This window comes from Fictibacillus solisalsi, assembly GCF_900103485.1.
Taxonomy (GTDB): Bacteria; Bacillota; Bacilli; order Bacillales; family Fictibacillaceae; genus Fictibacillus_C; species Fictibacillus_C solisalsi.
Genome location: NZ_FNHW01000001.1, coordinates 1,004,610 through 1,021,100, shown reverse-complemented (window position 1 = coordinate 1,021,100; position 16,491 = coordinate 1,004,610). Strand labels below are relative to the sequence as shown.

Here is a 16,491-nt window from a genome sequence, read left to right as displayed (position 1 = left end):
TTTTTGCTACGACAGCAAGTTCAGGATATGGAGGAGCGGAAGCACGAAGAGCCAGCTGTCCGTACGGTCCAATATTCCGCCATGCCCTGGCAGCAGATTGCCGGAATCCTTCACCCCGTAGTGCCGCTTAAAGGCGGATTGTGCAAGGTCGCCTATCTGTCCGAAAATCCCTGCAATCAAAGCCATGGACAGCACCTGGTTCAGAGTAAAAGGCACAAAATCTGTAAAGTAGCAGATCACGCCAACTACAATGCTCGTAACGATGCCTCCGATTGCTCCTTCGATGGTTTTGTTCGGACTGATCACCGGCCATAATTTTGTTTTTCCGATGGATTTTCCGGTGAAATAAGCACCGGAATCAGCACCCCAAATCATGAAAAGGACAAAGAATAAAATTGGAAGGCCATGTTCAAGCATTCTTGTTTCATAAATATAGTGAAATCCGTAACCTACATACAGAGAGGAGAGAATAACGAATCCGGCATCATCAAATGTAAAGCGGTTTTTTGTGATGACGGTAACCACCAGGATCAGGAGCATGGCAAGTACAATGGGTTGTGAGCCCGTGAAACTTCCAAGGTACTGTTCTTTCCAATCCTGCGGGATTACTGTTGCCAATGTCAGTAATAGAGCGATGATGCCCTCAGCCGACAAAAGCGAAATATGCTTCATTTTCAGCAATTCGTGGATCCCGATCACTGCCAAAGCGATGATAACGAGAGCAAATGGCAAATGGCCGTAAACCGTAACTCCTATAAATAGAAGAGCGGCTATTACTCCCGTAATGATGCGTTCTTTCATAAATCCTCCTTCTTATTATACACCGCCATAACGGCGACCGCGATTCTGATAGTCGTAAATGGCTTTTTTTAAATGTTCTTCTTTAAAATCGGGCCAGTTCACCTCGGTAAACCAAAATTCACTGTAGGCAAGCTGCCACAGCATAAAGTTGCTGAGGCGCACTTCACCACTCGTCCGGATCAACAAATCGGGGTCCGGAAGGCTGGATGTCATTAAATACCGGCTAACCAAATCTTCATTGATCTCATCACGCCCGATGGTTCCGGCTTCAACATCTTGGATAATCTCGGTTAACGCGGTTGTAATTTCGTTTCTGCTGCCGTAATTCAGGGCGAAATTCAAAATAAGGCCAGTATTGTTTTTTGTTTTTTCGATTGCCTCGTCAACAGCCTGAATGGTATGTATCGGCAATACTTCCTTATGGCCCATGATGGTCACACGTACATTCTGTTCAATCAATTCGGGCAGAAAGCTGTTCAAAAATTCCCCGGGAAGTCTCATTAGAAAGTCCACTTCTTCACGCGGACGCTTCCAGTTTTCCGTTGAAAAGGCATAGAGTGTCAGCACTTTAATTCCCAGGCTGTTGGCATATTTGACAACCTTTTTTACTACTTTCATGCCTTCATGGTGTCCTGCCACTCTGGGAAGCCCGCGTCTTTTTGCCCAGCGTCCGTTCCCGTCCATTATGATGGCCACATGAGCCGGTATCGTATCCTGTCGTATGTTCAGCTCTGTTTTTTCTTCTTTTTTCCAGAATGAAATTCTGTCAAGCATGCCAAAGCCCCCATTATCGTCCAGACTTAACAAAAAAACCCCCTGTATAAAGAGGGCTTTTCTTATTTTATTTTACATGGAAATCAATTATACTTCCATGATTTCTTTCTCTTTACTTGAAGCGATCGTATCTACTTCGCCAATATATTTGTCTGTAAGCTTCTGAACATCTTCATTGTATCGGCGAAGTTCATCTTCAGTGATCTCTCCATCCTTCTCGGCTTTCTTCAGCTCATCATTGGCATCACGGCGAACATTGCGAAGAGCAACCTTGGCTTCCTCTCCATACTTCTTAACAAGTTTGACAAGCTCTTTACGTCTTTCTTCAGTTAAAGGAGGAATCGCTATACGGATTACTTGTCCGTCATTGGAAGTTGTTAAGCCAAGATCGGATTTCTGGATCGCCTTTTCCACATCGTTCAGTGCCGATTTATCATACGGCTGGATCACCAGGAGGCGTGCTTCAGGCACTGAAATCCCGGCAAGCTGGTTGATTGGTGTTTGTGCCCCATAATAATCCACTTGAACACGATCTAAAAGTGCAGGGTTTGCACGGCCGGCGCGGATGGTCGAAAGCTCACGCTGAAAAGATGAAATGCCTTTTTTCATTCGGTCTTCTGCGTTTGTTAAAATTTCCTTTGCCATTAATTATTCCCCCTAATCGTTGTTCCAATTTCCTCACCAAGAACTGCACGCTTAATATTACCTTCTTCCATAATGGAAAACACGATGAGCGGAATATCATTGTCCATACATAATGAAGATGCCGTCGTATCCATGACAGCAAGGCCTTCTTTAAGCAAGTCAAGGTAGGATAAGGTATTGTATTTCACAGCATTCTGATCGATCGTCGGATCAGCTGAGTATACGCCGTCCACGTTATTTTTCGCCATCAGGATCACTTCGGCTTCAATTTCCGCCGCGCGAAGAGCAGCTGTTGTATCCGTTGAAAAATAGGGATTTCCTGTTCCAGCAGCAAAAATAACAACACGTTTCTTTTCAAGGTGACGAATAGCTTTTCTGCGAATGTACGGTTCAGCAACCTGGCGCATTTCGATTGACGTTTGTACCCTTGTCTGCACACCGATATTTTCCAGGCTGTCCTGCAAAGCCAGGGAATTCATGACAGTCGCCAGCATCCCCATGTAATCGGCGGACGCGCGATCCATACCCATCTCGCTTCCCGTTTTGCCTCTCCAGAGATTTCCGCCGCCGACAACAACGGCCACTTCCACTCCCAGTTCGACAATGTCTTTGACCTGATGGGCAATCGATTGAATGACACCCGGATCGATTCCGCTTCCTTTGCCCGCCGCAAGAGCTTCCCCGCTTAGTTTAAGAACTACTCGTTTATATTTTGAAGTGCTCATAATTCCCTCCGTATCCATCACCTGTAATTGCTTTTTTATTCATTAGCTCTTTTAAAAAAAGGGAACACACTGTGCTCCCTGTTTTTTTTGCTTTTTACACCATTACTTTTTAACTTGAGACATTACTTCTTCTGCAAAGTTGTCTTCGCGCTTTTCCATACCTTCGCCAACTTCGTAACGTACGAATGCGATAACCTTACCGCCTTTGGAAGCTACGAATTTACCAACTTTTTGGTCTGGATCTTTAACGAAAGACTGATCATTTAAGCAGATTTCTTCAAAGAATTTACCAAGGCGGCCTTCCACCATTTTAGCAACGATGTTTTCAGGCTTTCCTTCGTTAAGCGCTTGTTGAGTAAGCACTTCACGCTCATGAGCTACTTCTTCTTCACTTACAGCGTCACGAGAGATGTAACGAGGATTTACAGCAGCAACGTGCATTGCTACATCTTTTGCAACCGCTTCGTCAGTTGTACCTTCAACTACAGAAAGAACTCCGATGCGTCCACCCATGTGAAGGTAAGCGCCAAACGCTGCATTTTCGCCTTTTTCAACGATTTGGAAACGACGAAGGGAGATTTTTTCACCAATCTTGGCAATTGCGTTGTTCAAGTACTCGGCAACTGTTGTGTTTTCACCTTTAATCGTAGAAGCAAGCGCCTCCTCAACAGTAGCAACATCGGCTTCTAGAAGATGCTTACCAATTACAGAAATTAGCGCTGTGAAGCTTTCGTTCTTTGCCACGAAGTCAGTTTCAGAGTTTACTTCAAGGATGACAGCTTTGTTGCCTTCTACGACAACAGAAGTAAGACCTTCTGCTGCAATGCGGTCCGCTTTTTTAGCTGCTTTTGCAATTCCTTTTTCACGAAGGAAATCGATCGCTTTTTCCATGTCCCCGTTGGTTTCTGTCAATGCTTTTTTACAGTCCATCATACCTGCGCCTGTTTTTTCGCGCAATTCTTTTACCATTTGAGCTGTTACTGCCATAATGAAATTCCTCCTTTGGTTTATGTAAAGCTTAGGTTGGCATTAAAAAAGGGTGTGAAAGGGCATATCCCCTCCATCACCCTTTTAGTTTATATTACTTATGCAGATGTTTCTTCTTCGTTTTGAGCTTCTTGCTCTTCTCCACCCTGGTTGGCTTCGATGATCGCATCAGCCATTTTTCCAGTAAGAAGTTTAACCGCACGGATCGCATCATCGTTACCAGGGATAACGTGGTCAACTTCATCAGGATCACAGTTAGTATCCACGATAGCGATAATTGGAATGTTCAGCTTGCGTGCTTCAGCAACCGCGATGCGTTCTTTGCGTGGGTCTACGATGAATAGCGCATCTGGAAGGCCGTTCATTTCTTTAATTCCGCCCAAGAACTTTTCAAGACGCTCCATTTCCTTTTTAAGAAGGATAACTTCTTTCTTAGGAAGAACATCAAAAGTTCCGTCTTCTTGCATTCTTTCAAGCTCTTTCAAACGGTTAATACGCTTGCGGATGGTTCCGAAGTTTGTTAGCGTACCGCCCAACCAGCGTTGGTTGATGAAGTACATGCCGGAACGTTCTGCTTCTTCTTTCACAGAGTCCTGAGCTTGTTTTTTTGTACCAACGAAAAGGATTTTACCGCCGTTTCCTGCGATATCTTTCATTACGTTGTAACACTCTTCAACCTTTTTTACTGTCTTTTGAAGATCGATGATGTAAATGCCGTTACGCTCAGTGAAGATGTAACGGGACATTTTCGGATTCCAGCGACGTGTTTGATGTCCAAAGTGAACGCCGGCTTCCAATAGTTGTTTCATTGAAATTACTGCCATGATGGCACCTCCTGGTTTTGTTTTCCTCCGCCTGCTTCGACTTTAACCAAAACTGCAAATGCAGCACCACTGATTAAATCCACAAGCGTGTGTGATTAACACCGAAAGTAACTATACCATACTTCGTCAGAATGTAGCAAGAAAAATGTTGCCGTTTTGAATATTTGTCATGAAAGGCTGTTCATTTTTAAAATCAGGCTGACTTCACCCTTGCCCCTGTCGAGTTTTTTTGCAATTTCTTCAGCAGTATAACCTTTTTCGGCATAGGTTAATACGTTTTGATGCAAAATGTTTTCTTCTACTTCTTTATCATCATGCTCAATCCCTATTTTGTCAGATGATTTCACACCCTGCTCCTGTCCGTCCCGTTTCGTTTCGTATAGCATTTCTCTGATTTCTTCGTTTTGTTCCTTCATTTCACTTGCAAACGCGAGAAGCATCTCCTCCAGCTCCCGTGCCTGCTCTACTTCAGCGAAGGCACCGGGAGCCGCTGCTTTGAGCTTCATCCACAGAACAGCAACAAGATACAGGCAAAGGATGTTTAGCAATAAACTTAAAACCGCTATAAAGTAAAGCAAGTGATCCCCACTCTTTCTTCTGCTTCTGGTCACATGTATCGCGCAAGAACCAGTCTCAGGCGAGATAACGCTTTGGAATGGATCTGCGAAATTCTTGAAGTGGAAAGCTCCAGTACATGACCGATTTCAGTAAAGGTCAGTTCCTCATAATAAAACAGCGAGATCACAAGCTGTTCTTTTTCATTCAACTCCCTGATCACCTGTGCAAGTTCCTTATGCAGCTCGGCTTTGACCACTTCCGCCTCCGGAGACAATCCATTTTTATCTTCTATTGTATATCCTAGCTTTTCTTTGCTTTCGTTTTCTCTTTGGTCTTCGTCAATCGAAAGAACATTGGCAAAAAAACTTTCGGACAGGGCGGAAACCACTTCCGTCTCCGGCATACCGAGTTCGGCTCCTATTTCATAGGTTGTTACCCGGCGGAGCTTTTCCTGTTCGAGCTTCTCAATCGTACTTTCAATCTTTTTTGTCTTTTCACGCAGTGACCGTGGCAGCCAGTCCACTTTACGCAGTCCATCGAGAATCGCTCCCCGGATCCGGAATGTGGCATACGTATCAAATTTAAGGTCCCGTTCGGGCTGAAATTTTTCAAGCGCATCAAACAGTCCCAGCATTCCCAAGCTTTTTAATTCATCACGATTAACGTTTTTCGGCAAACCTGCCGCAATCCGCTGTACATGATACTGAACAAGCGGCATGTATTGCTTAAGCAGAGTATCACCTGCATCGCGATCACGGCATTCATGCCACTTTTTCCATATTTCCAGTTCATCCGCTGCTGCTGTAGATGATGTCATGCTACTCCCCCTGAAATCATATTAAATCACTAACTCTCCCTGATGTACTATTTTTATTTGAAGTTCACATGTGTCTGTATCAAATTCAATGGTTCTCCCTTTGCTGCCGCCGGTATGTTCCGCGATCAGCGGGATTTCCCACTCTTTCAGCCCGCTTTTTATCGCTTCCACGTTTCTCGGGCCGATGCGCATGGCATACGACTGGTCAACCATTTGAAACATCTCGGCCCCTCCTGCTATCTTTGCCCTCAATGCTTTTCTCCTTGATCCCATCTCCTCCAGGCCGAAGACGAGCCTTTTTATGGCGGTGTCAGCGTATTTTGCTTCGTTTATTTCCCTTGATCGCGCTAAAGAAGAATGTGGCAGCATGATATGCGCCATTCCAGACAGCTTCTTATCCGCATCATACAGCACAAGACCGACACAGGAGCCGAGGCCGGTTGTGCGAAGGACAGTGGAACCAGCTCCAAATCCCAACTCGGACAGGCCGATTTTTACCGTTTTAACGTCCAACTGAAACCGCACCTCTATACTTCATAAGCCGCTCCTTGAAGCTCTATTATTTCATTCTTGTCGAGTACCTTGTCCAAACGAAGCAGGATGAATAGCCTTCCATCAATTTTTGCCACTCCATCGAGATACCGGGCGTTTATGCCACCCGCCACTTCCGGGGTAGGCTCAATGTCAGAAAGAGACAGATCCAGCACGTCGTTCGCTGCATCCACAATCAGTCCCACATCCATTCCTTCCGTATTCACGATAATAATCCGAGTGTCATCATCCGCTGTCTTCTCTTTCATGCCAAACCGGCTCCGCAAATCAATAACCGGTGTTACCGCCCCGCGCAGGTTCATCACCCCTTTGACAAATGCAGGTGTTTTCGGAACCCTCGTAATTGGTGAAACACGTTCGATGGATAGGACATTAAGGACATTCACGCCATATTCTTCATCCTTTAACCGGAACACGACTATTTTTAATTCCTGCTCAATCATTCTCATTCTCCTCTTTGTCACCGTTATATAAATAGCGAATTACAATCGATAATGAGAGCAACCTGGCCGTCTCCCAATATTGCCGCTCCTGAAACAAAAGGAGCATCGAGATAGTTTCCAAGCGGCTTCAGTACAATCTCCTGCTGCCCGATCAGCCCGTCCACGGTCAAACCTGCCCATTTGTTTTCTTTTTTAACAATAACAACCGCTCGTTGGGTCTCTTCTAATTTGGCCTCCTGCGGCACTTCGAGCCAATCATTCAAAGAAACAAGCGGTATAACCTTCCCGCGAAAATCCATCATGGGCTGCTTATGGACCATAATGATATCCTCAGGATCAACCAATGCTGTTTCAATGATCGATGGCAGCGGAACAGCATATGTTTCTGTTCCCGCTTCGACCAGCAGAGACGGTATGATGGATAGATTCAATGGAAGCTGGATGGTAAAAGTTGAACCTTCTCCAGCTTTGGAATCGACAGATACCGACCCTCCGAGCGATTCTATTTTATTTTTAACCGCATCCAGGCCGACGCCGCGGCCAGAAATGTCAGAAATCACTTCAGCTGTAGAAAAACCAGGGGCAAACAGCAGCTCATAAACGTGCCTGCCAGTCAATGTACGTGCTGAATTCTCACTGATGATCCCCTTTTGAACAGCCCTGTTAAGCACCTTGTCCGCATCAATGCCTGCCCCGTCATCCTTAATCTCGATAAATACACGGTTGCCGCTGTGGTAAGCCTTCAAGGTTATGGTGCCTTTTTCACTTTTCCCTGAACGGATTCTATGCTCGGGATCTTCGATGCCATGATCCAATGAATTACGCAGCAAATGAACAAGCGGGTCCCCTATTTCATCGGCAACCATGCGGTCCAGTTCGGTTTCTGCTCCCTCTACCTGCAGATCCACTTTTTTATGGAGATCTTTGGCCAATCCGCGCACCATCCTCGGAAACCGGTTGAATACCTGGTCAACGGGAACCATCCGCATAGTAAGAATTAATTCCTGCAAATCCGATGAAATCCGCGAAACCCGTTCTACCGTTTCCTGAAGTGCAGCATTCTTAACCTCACTTGAGATTCTTTCAAGACGGCCTCTGTCAATCACCAACTCTTCAAAAAGACTCATTAGAAGATCCAGCCTCTCAATGCTTACCCTGATCGTCTTCGCAGATTTTGGCTGGGGATTCTTTTTACTGTCTTCAGTGGAGCCTTTTTGAGCATCCACTTCCACAGCTTTCTTCTGTTCGCTGCTGCTCAGCGGCTGTAGCGGTGTTAGAGTCACTTTTTTGATTTCTGAGATTGATAACAATTCCGACTCAATTGTGGCTGCCTCTTGTTGTGTGATGAACGTAACGAAAAAGCTTTGGTTGAATTGTTCCCGTTCAATCAGGTCGGCTGAAGGCTCTGACTTTATGATGTCGCCGAGGTTTTCCAGCGCATTGAAAACCATATAAGCCCGCACCGCCTTTAACAGGCACTCTTTATCGAGCGTAACTTCAATCCTGTACCCCAAAAAGCCTTGCTCAAGGAATTGATGGATTGCCGAACGCTCAAATTCATCATAACTGCTGAAATCTTCATTTCTGATATCTGTCTGGGCCTTATCCTGCGCATCCTCCTCTAGTATCCCGTTCAAAATGTGTATCAGTTCTTTCGTATCTTTTTTTCCATCGCCCCCAGCTGCAATTGACATAACCATTTCTTCCAAATGGTCGAGTGAAACAAACAGCGAATCCAACAGCTGCTGTGTCACGTGAAGTTTTCCATTTCTGATTCCATCCAGTACGTTTTCCATCGCATGCGTCAGATTTGCAAGGTCGTCGTAGCCCATGGAAGCTGACATTCCTTTTAATGTATGAGCAGAACGGAAAATTTCCTGAATGGTTGCCAGCTCTTCCGGTTGTTTCTCCAAAAGAAGCACATGTTGATTTATCGACTGGAGATGTTCTTTGCTTTCTTCAATAAAAATATCCAAATATTCACTTGTGTCCATCTTCTTCCCCCTCGTGCAAACGCTAGCTTTTACTCAAAAAACTTAAAAGTTTACTAATAAAAGATATGTCAGCTGCTCCCCTTTTCCCTAATAAACACTGAGCTGCCTTTTGAATTTGCCCGGCCGCTTTACAGCGCGGACTTTCCAGCACAAACGGCAATTGCTCCATAACAGCGCGCCGCACGGCTGGATCGAAAGACACTTGCCCCAAGCTGGCCAGTTTCTTTCCAAGGAACCGGGAGCTCACCTCGTTCAGGCGATCATGTACTGCCCTGCCTTCCCGTTCGTTTTCACATTGATTAATCATGGTCCATACAGTGAGTTCAGGACGTTCAGCATGAAGCAGCTTAATCATGGAATACGCATCAGTAAGTGATGTAATTTCCGGGGTAGCAACCAGGATGGCTTCATGACCGGCCAATACAAACTTCAAGCTCGCCTCTGACAAACCGGCACCAATATCGAATACGATATAATCATAGGCCGACGATAATTTCTCAAGCTCTCCCACAAAATGAACTTGACTGTTGCGGTCCAGTTCAAACAAAGAGAGAAGACCGTTATCTCCACCAAGATAGTCAAGGTTATTTGGACCTTTTTCAATGATCTCCCTGACGGAAAAGTGATGTTCAAACAGATCGGCGATCGTATGGCGCGGGGTTAGTCCAAGCAGCAAATGAACGTTGCCCATGCCGATATCCAGATCAAGAAGCACCACTTTTTTCCCAAGCCCTGCAAGTGCAAGCGACAAGTTCACCGCTATATTTGTTTTCCCAACCCCGCCCTTCCCGCTCAGCACCGAAACGACTTTCGCTTTTTTCACTTGTAACAAAGTCTCTTGAACCCGTAAACGAAGTTGTTCTGCCTGATCATGCATCTCTTTTCTCCTGCAGGAACATGCTGATGATCGCTTTCGGTGTAACAGTTGAAATGTCATCAGGGACATTTTGTCCGTTTGTGATGTATAGCGGGATGGTGTTTTCTAACAGCAATAAATTGAGTAACGCTCCCAAGGAAGCTGTCTCATCCTTTTTGGTCAGGATCAGCCGGTTTACTCCAGCCTGGCTAAAGTGCTTGATTACGTTTTTGAGATCCTCGTATTTTGAAGTTAACGATAGAACTAAATATTTTGTGTGATCCATTTGATCTTGCAGCAGGCCGCCCAGTTCATCCATGGATTCCGGATTCAGAAAATTTCTGCCCGCCGTGTCGGTCAACACCAAGTCATATGAGGAGAGTTCTTGCTTGGCCATCTCGTAATCTTCGGTATTGTACGCCACCTTAAGCGGCATTTTCAGAATTTCAGCATAGGTTTTCAGTTGTTCCACCGCTCCGATCCGGTAGGTGTCCATCGTGATGAAAGCGACTTTTTTGCCATCTTCAAGCTTCGCCTTTGCCGCCAGTTTCGCGAGCGTAGTCGTTTTCCCTACACCCGTCGGGCCCACCAACGTTAAAAATTGTGTGTCATACAATGAACCTGGAGACAGGGGAACGCACGCTCGATCCAGCAGCCAGTGTTCCAGCCAGCGTGTTGCGTCAACGTTTTTAGCGGTTCCCTGCATATCCGCGATAATTTCTTCTATTATTAAGTGCGATACACCTTGATCGTTAAAGTAGGATTGCCACGACGGATTATCTTCCTTGACGATGCTTTCTTCTACAAGTAAAGAGTTCTGCTCTTTTTCTGCTTTGTGAGTGGACTCCGATCTCTCTTCAGCATCCAGCAACGCGATAACCTCAACGCTCTGTTTGGTGAAAAAACCCAAAAAACCGCCGGTCCGCACCTGTTTTGATTGGAGGATAAAAGCCTCACTTCCGAGATCATTCCGTATTTTCCCCATTGCTTCTTGCATTGTGGGTGCTATGTACTTCTTCACCTTCATAGATTGACGACTCCTACACTTTGTACTTCGAGATCAGGCTCCAGTTCGTTATAAGACAATATCACCAGATCAGGCAGGTGGCGCTCAAGCAGCTGCCTCACATACATGCGAACGGCAGGTGAGCATAAAAGGACTGGCATCTGTCCAAAATTTCTGCTTAGATCAATTTCTTTCGTCACCTGACTGTAGATGTCCTGAGCATCTGCGGGATCAAGAGATAAATAATTTCCGTGCTCCGTTTGCTGCACATGGTCCGCAATTCTTTTTTCAACTCCTGCTCCAAGTGTGATTACTTTCAATGGTTCATTTTCTGTTCTATATTGCTTTGAAATTTGCCGTGATAATGCCTGCCGGACATACTCTGTCAATAGATCCACATCACGCGACATCTTTCCAAAATCCGCCAGCGTTTCAAAAATCACCAGCAAGTTGCGTATGGATATTTTTTCTTTTAACAATTTGGACAGCACTTTCTGTATTTCTCCGACAGACAACGGATCAGGAGTTACCTCTTCGACAAGGCTCGGATAAGTTTCTCTCATATGATCCACCAGCTGTTTCGTTTCCTGGCGGCCGATTAGCTCATGTGCATATTTCTTTAAAACTTCTGTCAAATGAGTGGAAACGACCGATGGAGGATCTACAACCGTATAACCTGACATTTCCGCACGGTCCTTCATGTCTTCAGCAATCCAGAGGGCAGGCAGACCAAATGCCGGCTCCACCGTTTCCTTGCCCCGCACCGCTTCATCATCAATACCAGGGCTCATTGCCAGGTAATGGTCGAGCAGCAGCTCTCCTTTCGCGACTTCGTTTCCTTTGATTTTAATGCGGTATTCACTCGGCGGCAGCTGGATATTATCCCGGATGCGGACCACCGGCAAAATAATGCCGAGCTCCAGCGCCAGCTGCCTGCGAATCATCACTACCCGGTCGAGAAGATCTCCTCCCTGGTTGGTGTCAGCCAGTGGGATCAGGCTGTAGCCAAACTCGAATTCAACAGGATCCACCTGCAGCAGGTTCATCACGCTTTCAGGTGTTTTCAACTGTTCGGTCTGGATATCTTCTTCCATGATTTCGTCCTGCTCTTTTTTCTCTTTCTCCGCTTTTAACAGAAGATATCCCCCGAGCGAAATAAGTCCGCCAACAGACAGGGTAACCAAATCATTAATCGGCGTAAAAAGACCCAGAACGATAATGGTTCCACCTGCAACAATAAGCATTTGCGGATAAGCCAGAATCTGGCGTGAGATGTCATAGCCCAGATTACCTTCCGATGCTGCTCTTGTTACAATAATCCCTGTTGCCGTCGATATGATTAGAGCGGGGATCTGGCTTACCAGGCCGTCACCGACTGTAAGCAGTGTAAATGTATGGGCGCTTTCGGCAAAGCCCAGCCCCATCTGTGTCATGCCGATAATAATGCCAAACAGCATGTTGATAAGAACGATGATGATTCCTGCAATGGCATCTCCCTTTACAAATTTGCTGGCCCCGTCCATCGCTCCGTAAAAATCAGATTCTCTTTCCACTTTTTCACGGCGTTCCTTCGCTTCCCTGTCAGAAATCATTCCGGCATTCAAATCAGCATCGATGCTCATTTGTTTTCCAGGCATGGCATCCAGTGTAAAACGGGCTGCTACCTCAGAAACCCTTTCTGATCCTTTGGTGATGACTATAAACTGAATGACAACAAGGATAAAAAAGACGACGATTCCGACCAGAATGTTACCGCCAACTACAAATTCTCCGAATGTATGAACCACGTTCCCTGCTTTTCCGGAACCCAGGATGGATCGGGTCGTTGATACATTCAACCCCAGCCTGAAGAGGGTGACAAGCAGTAAGAGAGACGGAAAAATAGAAAACTGCAATGGTTCCTGCATATTCATTGAAATTAAAATAATTACGAGTGCCAGTGTAATATTAATAATGATGAAAAAGTCGAGCAGCCAGGGCGGCAAAGGGATGATCAGCATGGCAATGATCATAATAACCCCAACTAGAACGCTTATGTCTCTTGCTTTCATCAAATCTTTCTCTCCTTACCGTTGCACCTTATTCTTTAAGTGGTAAACATAGGCCAAAATCTCTGCCACTGCCTTAAACAGATCTTCAGGAATGGCATCCCCAATTTCGGCTCTGCTGTACAAAGTTCTTGCAAGCGGACGATTTTCCACCATCGGGACTTTATTTTCACGGGCAATTTTTTTAATCTTCAGGGCCATTAGGTCAGCTCCCTTGGCCACCACCACCGGTGCTTCCATTTTTTGATCATCGTATTGCAAAGCAATGGCAAAGTGGGTGGGATTCGTAATGATCACGTCAGCGCTCGGCACACTCTGCATCATTCTCCGATTGGCCATCTGTCGCTGCTTTTCTTTAATTTTTCCTTTGATTTTCGGATCCCCTTCAGATTTTTTGTACTCATCTTTAATATCCTGTTTTGACATTCGGATGCTTTTTTCAAAATCGTATTTCTGATACAGATAATCCAGCAGGGAGAATAGAAGGAGCACCAGGGCCGCATAGAACCCCATCTGAAACGCCATCTTTCCATACATGCCAAGAGCAGACTCAACGCTGACCTGAGATACTTTTAAGAGCTGGTCCTTCTTGCTCCATATGACAAAGAAGGTAACACAGCCAACAACGGCAATTTTCAAAACCGACTTGGCCAGCTCAACGAGCGCACGGAGGGAATAGATCCGTTTAAATCCCTGTAACGGATTAATCCGTTCAAATTTCATTCGGACAGCTTCACTTGAAAACAAAAAGCCGACTTGAATAAAATTGGAAAGGACACCCGCTGCAAGCACAGTCAGCAGCACCGGAAAAAGAATTAATGCGGTCTCCTTCACCAGCTCGACAAAAAGCAGCTGAATGTTCTGCTCGGTCAGGTCAACGGTCAGATTGCGCTGAAATGTGAATTGCATCAGATGAAACAATTTTTGTGCTGCAGCACTTCCGGTAAACCAGAGCATCAAAAATGCAGCAAACAGGGTAACCGCGGTATTTACATCGGCACTCTTGGCCACCTGTCCCTTCTTTTTGCTTTCCTCACGTTTCTTTGGTGTGGCCTTTTCTGTTTTTTCACCCGAAAAATATTGCAAATCCAGCCTTTGCGGCATATGATCACTCTCCAAGCAGCATTAGAAGCTTTCTCATGGCATGTGCAGTCTCATCACTCAAATGCTGGACGCTTATAAAAAACACAGGCAGGATAATCAGCAGAATACCGAATGCCACTATGATCTTCAAAGGGAGGCCTACGGCAAAGATATTGATTTGAGGAACCGTCCGGGCAACAATGCCCAGTGCCAGGTCCACCAAAAAAAGTGTTCCTACGATGGGAAGTGCCATCTGAAAGGCAATAATAAACATGGCTGTCACCACAGAAACCGCATGCCTTGCCGTTTCTCCATTCCCCAAACCAAAATGAATGTCAGTAAGCGGCACAAAGGTATAACTGTAAAACAGGCCATCAAGCAGAAGATAATGGCCGTTCAGTGCCAAAAGGAGTAAGAGTGCGAGCTGATACAGAAACTTTCCAAGCAACGGTGTCTGCACACCCGTCTGGGGATCGAATACACCGGCGATCGCAAATCCCATCTGAAGATCGATAAAGCCCCCTGCCACCTGAATGGAATAGAACAGGATGGAGGCAATCAAGCCCAGCAATAAACCAACGAGAGCTTCTTTAAAAACCAGCAGGATGAACTCACCGTTTACTGCCACCTCTGGAGCTCCCATCGCATACATCATAATCCATGATAAAAAAGCAGCCAGCCCGACCTTGTGGACATTAGGGATGTTTCGGTAAGAAAAAATCGGAACGGTTGCGAAAAAAGCCCCTACTCTCATGAAAATCAATAAAAAGGCCGGAAAAGAATTTATAGCATCCATGAGCTACAGTCCTACAAAATGATTCAAATTGTTAAAAATGTTATACGTAAATGACACGAGCTGTGAAAGCATCCAGGGTCCAAAAAAGATTAATGCCAGTAACACAGCTGCAATCTTTGGTATAAACGCAAGCGTCTGTTCCTGAATTTGTGTGGTCGCCTGAAAAATACTGACAATCAGGCCCACAGCCAAGGCGATCGCAAGTAGAGGACCGCACAGGAGGAGAGTCAAATAGACGCCTTTTTCTGCAATGGATATAACAACTTCAGGATTCAACAAAAAACACCTACTTGTTTAATAGCTTGATAACAGTGACTTGACAATCAAATACCACCCGTCCACAAGAATAAAGAGCAATATCTTAAACGGAAGCGAGATCATGACGGGCGGCAGCATCATCATCCCCATCGCCATCAGCACAGAAGCGACCACCATATCAATGACAAGAAATGGAACAAAGATCATAAATCCCATTTGAAACGCGGATTTCAATTCACTGATCGCATAAGCTGGCACCAGTGCAGTCAAGGAAATATCCTCAATCTTCTCAGGGCGTTTGGCTTTGGAATAATTTAAAAAAAGCTCCAGATCCTTCTCACGTGTATGCTTTGTCATAAATTCCTTTAAAGGAAGGGCACCTTTATCAAAAGCCTCTTCCTGGGTGATCTTTCCTTTGATAAGCGGACTAATTGCCTCCTTATTGATTTCCTGAAACGTAGGAGCCATTACAAAAAAAGTAAGAAACAGCGCAAGACCGATCAGCACCTGGTTCGGCGGCATTTGCTGCGTGGCCAGTGATGTTCGTACAAACGACAGAACAATCACAATTCTCGTAAAACAGGTCATTAATATGAGGATGCTTGGGGCCAGTGAGAGAACGGTAAGAAGGAGTAGCAGCTGTATCGTTGTTTCCATTCCGCCTGTTTGGTTAGTGAGATTTGGAAGTAAATCAGTCATCGGCTTTTCCTTTCCGGAGCAAACGCTTCAGCAGATCTCCCCGTTCACCCGAAAGTTCCCTAAGCTGTGCTTTGAAAACATCAGAAAAACCAGATGTTTGTTTCAAACGGTTGCCCGTTTCCTGCTGAGAGGAAGAAAGCAGCAGCTTCACTTCCTCTTCTTCATTAATTTCTTTTAGCAAGGTCACCGTTTCCCCCACCCCGATAACAAGGACACTTGAACCGGCTTTGATCATCTGCACTGAACGGTTCGACCCCACATTCAATCCTCCCAGAGATTGCAATGCTTTGCCTTCTTGATAGTTTTTTGTCCGTTTTTGTATCATTTTCAGGAGAAAGAAGAGCAAGAACAAAACCAGTCCCAATGAGAACAGCACTTTAATAAAAGTGACCACACCACTTCCCCCTGAAGCAGAACTCTCTGCTTTGGTTTCCTGCTGCTGTTTCAGCTGGTCTTCTTTTCCTGCTTTTGTATCCAGACACTCAAATACGGTTTTGCATGCTGCAGGCGGATGGGTCTCCTTGTTCTCTGCTGCCGCTGCCTCAGTTTGTACAAAACAATTGAGGAGGAAAGCGACAATAAGAACAGCGATGCATCTAGTAAACTTCCTCAATTGCTGCACCAC

At 45.4% G+C, this 16,491-nt stretch carries 19 protein-coding genes; all 19 read right to left on the bottom strand.

All coding sequences use genetic code 11. The features are described 5' to 3' along the window. Positions 1 to 6 precede the first annotated feature (6 nt). Positions 7 to 801, bottom strand: a complete 795-nt coding sequence (locus tag BLT53_RS05360) for a phosphatidate cytidylyltransferase (RefSeq protein WP_090233294.1) — start codon at positions 799 to 801, stop codon at positions 7 to 9. Between the two features lie 15 nt (positions 802 to 816). After that, positions 817 to 1,575: an undecaprenyl pyrophosphate synthase gene (gene uppS / locus BLT53_RS05355; protein WP_090236718.1), complete on the bottom strand. Its 759-nt coding sequence runs from the start codon at positions 1,573 to 1,575 to the stop codon at positions 817 to 819. 87 nt (positions 1,576 to 1,662) lie between these two features. Next, on the bottom strand, positions 1,663 to 2,220 hold the full coding sequence (frr, locus tag BLT53_RS05350; RefSeq protein WP_090233293.1) for a ribosome recycling factor: 558 nt from the start codon (positions 2,218 to 2,220) through the stop codon (positions 1,663 to 1,665). After that, positions 2,220 to 2,945, bottom strand: a complete 726-nt coding sequence (pyrH, locus tag BLT53_RS05345) for a UMP kinase (protein ID WP_211516907.1) — start codon at positions 2,943 to 2,945, stop codon at positions 2,220 to 2,222. Before pyrH ends, frr begins: the two co-directional genes overlap by 1 nt. A gap of 102 nt (positions 2,946 to 3,047) precedes the next feature. After that, entirely contained in the window at positions 3,048 to 3,932 is an 885-nt protein-coding gene (tsf, locus tag BLT53_RS05340; RefSeq protein ID WP_090233290.1) for a translation elongation factor Ts, read from the bottom strand. A 98-nt stretch (positions 3,933 to 4,030) separates the two neighbouring features. Beyond that, positions 4,031 to 4,756: a 30S ribosomal protein S2 gene (gene rpsB / locus BLT53_RS05335; protein ID WP_061969473.1), complete on the bottom strand. Its 726-nt coding sequence runs from the start codon at positions 4,754 to 4,756 to the stop codon at positions 4,031 to 4,033. 167 nt (positions 4,757 to 4,923) lie between these two features. Continuing rightward, a complete protein-coding gene (locus tag BLT53_RS05330; protein WP_090233288.1) occupies positions 4,924 to 5,334 on the bottom strand; it encodes a DUF6115 domain-containing protein in 411 nt (136 codons plus the stop codon). Positions 5,335 to 5,363: 29 nt separating this feature from the next. Beyond that, positions 5,364 to 6,131: a FliA/WhiG family RNA polymerase sigma factor gene (locus BLT53_RS05325; RefSeq protein ID WP_090233287.1), complete on the bottom strand. Its 768-nt coding sequence runs from the start codon at positions 6,129 to 6,131 to the stop codon at positions 5,364 to 5,366. A gap of 21 nt (positions 6,132 to 6,152) precedes the next feature. Further along, the gene (locus BLT53_RS05320; RefSeq protein ID WP_090236717.1) at positions 6,153 to 6,644 is read right to left on the bottom strand and encodes a chemotaxis protein CheD; all 492 of its coding nucleotides are present in this window, start codon (positions 6,642 to 6,644) and stop codon (positions 6,153 to 6,155) included. Between the two features lie 14 nt (positions 6,645 to 6,658). After that, a complete protein-coding gene (locus tag BLT53_RS05315; RefSeq protein ID WP_090233285.1) occupies positions 6,659 to 7,126 on the bottom strand; it encodes a chemotaxis protein CheW in 468 nt (155 codons plus the stop codon). 23 nt (positions 7,127 to 7,149) lie between these two features. Next, positions 7,150 to 9,120 carry a chemotaxis protein CheA gene (locus tag BLT53_RS05310; RefSeq protein ID WP_090233284.1) on the bottom strand — a complete coding sequence of 657 codons (1,971 nt, stop codon included), beginning with the start codon at positions 9,118 to 9,120 and terminating at the stop codon, positions 7,150 to 7,152. Between the two features lie 22 nt (positions 9,121 to 9,142). Next, complete coding sequence (locus tag BLT53_RS05305) at positions 9,143 to 9,997, bottom strand: MinD/ParA family protein (protein ID WP_170834243.1); 855 nt, start codon at positions 9,995 to 9,997, stop codon at positions 9,143 to 9,145. Next, positions 9,990 to 11,003, bottom strand: coding sequence for a flagellar biosynthesis protein FlhF (locus BLT53_RS05300; protein WP_090233281.1), 1,014 nt, complete (start codon positions 11,001 to 11,003; stop codon positions 9,990 to 9,992). The genes BLT53_RS05305 and BLT53_RS05300 overlap by 8 nt, the downstream gene beginning before the upstream one ends. Continuing rightward, entirely contained in the window at positions 11,000 to 13,033 is a 2,034-nt protein-coding gene (gene flhA, locus BLT53_RS05295; RefSeq protein WP_090233279.1) for a flagellar biosynthesis protein FlhA, read from the bottom strand. The genes BLT53_RS05300 and flhA overlap by 4 nt, the downstream gene beginning before the upstream one ends. A 15-nt stretch (positions 13,034 to 13,048) precedes the next feature. After that, positions 13,049 to 14,134, bottom strand: a complete 1,086-nt coding sequence (flhB, locus tag BLT53_RS05290; protein WP_090233278.1) for a flagellar biosynthesis protein FlhB — start codon at positions 14,132 to 14,134, stop codon at positions 13,049 to 13,051. Positions 14,135 to 14,138: 4 nt separating this feature from the next. Beyond that, entirely contained in the window at positions 14,139 to 14,909 is a 771-nt protein-coding gene (gene fliR, locus BLT53_RS05285) for a flagellar biosynthetic protein FliR (protein WP_090233276.1), read from the bottom strand. Between the two features lie 3 nt (positions 14,910 to 14,912). Further along, entirely contained in the window at positions 14,913 to 15,185 is a 273-nt protein-coding gene (fliQ, locus tag BLT53_RS05280; protein WP_090233274.1) for a flagellar biosynthesis protein FliQ, read from the bottom strand. A gap of 18 nt (positions 15,186 to 15,203) precedes the next feature. Continuing rightward, entirely contained in the window at positions 15,204 to 15,866 is a 663-nt protein-coding gene (fliP, locus tag BLT53_RS05275; RefSeq protein WP_090233273.1) for a flagellar type III secretion system pore protein FliP, read from the bottom strand. Further along, complete coding sequence (locus BLT53_RS05270) at positions 15,859 to 16,479, bottom strand: flagellar biosynthetic protein FliO (RefSeq protein ID WP_090233272.1); 621 nt, start codon at positions 16,477 to 16,479, stop codon at positions 15,859 to 15,861. The genes fliP and BLT53_RS05270 overlap by 8 nt, the downstream gene beginning before the upstream one ends. Between the last annotated feature and the right edge of the window lie 12 nt (positions 16,480 to 16,491).